This window comes from Peribacillus sp. NPDC056705, assembly GCF_043656335.1.
Window position 1 is genome coordinate 1 of the sequence record NZ_JBHTYI010000292.1, and the last position, 1,016, is coordinate 1,016.

Sequence of the window (1,016 nt, forward strand, 5' to 3'; positions counted from 1 at the left end):
GTGCCTCAGCTCGTGCCGAGGAAGATGTTAATGCCTGCTTATGCGCGGCTCGAGCAGAGCGGAGCCGTTGCGGAAACCAGTGGTCCTGCTGCAGCTGGTCTATTAGTGTCCTTGGTGACGGCTCCGTTCGCCATTCTAATTAACGCGGTATCATACCTGTTCTCGGGACTGGTTATGGCTTTTATCAAACATCAACCCGTACAGGACAAACCTTCGAATGAACGCATAGGTGAATTGATAAGGGGAGGGTTGCACTGGGTCTATCGTCATCCGACTCTTCGTACGCTGGCACTCAATACACATGCTTGGTTTCTATTTAACAGTATGCTAGGTACAGTCCTGGTAACCTACGCTCTGACCGAACTTGGATTTAATGCGTCTACATTGGGACTGGTTATGACATCAGCCGGTATCGGTGCGGTTATAGGCACGACAATATCCACCCGGGTCAGCAAGCGATTGGGAATTGGACGCAGTATGACATTGGCAAGGCTATTGTATGGTCCAGCTGTCCTGCTGATGGTTCTGGCACCATCTACTGATGGTGAACTACTGATCCAGACGTTCCTCTTGATCGGATTTGGGCAGCTCCTCTATGGCTTTGCTCTAGGAATTGAGGGTCCGATTGAGATGGGGTACCGGCAGACGATTACACCCTCACACTTGCACGGGCGAATGGCTGCGACCATGCGGTCGATCAATCGCAGTATGATTGTCATTGGGGCGCCCCTGGGTGGCTTGATCGCTGACGTATTCGGATTCCGCACAGCCTTAGGTGTTGTGATCATTGGACTGGCTGTAGTCGGAATCTGGTTCGTGTTCTCACCGATGCGCAGCGCCCAGATGGATGATGCAGCGAATGAGGACTCCTAGTTGATGATCCTCATGATGATATAATAATCATTTTATAACAATATGATATGGGCGAGGAGGAGTGATTGAATGAGGTATCCCGTATTGCAAGCAGGAGCTACCATTGGCATAACAGCCCCTTCGTCAGGGGTACAGACGGAATT

The 1,016-nt window shown here is 50.8% G+C and carries 1 protein-coding gene; it reads left to right on the plus strand.

Translation table 11 applies throughout. The annotated features are described in order from the left end of the window. Positions 1–873, plus strand: an 873-nt coding sequence (locus ACFRAK_RS29800; protein ID WP_394573307.1) for an MFS transporter, incomplete at its 5' end; no start/stop codon positions are given. Positions 874–1,016: the final 143 nt, after the last annotated feature.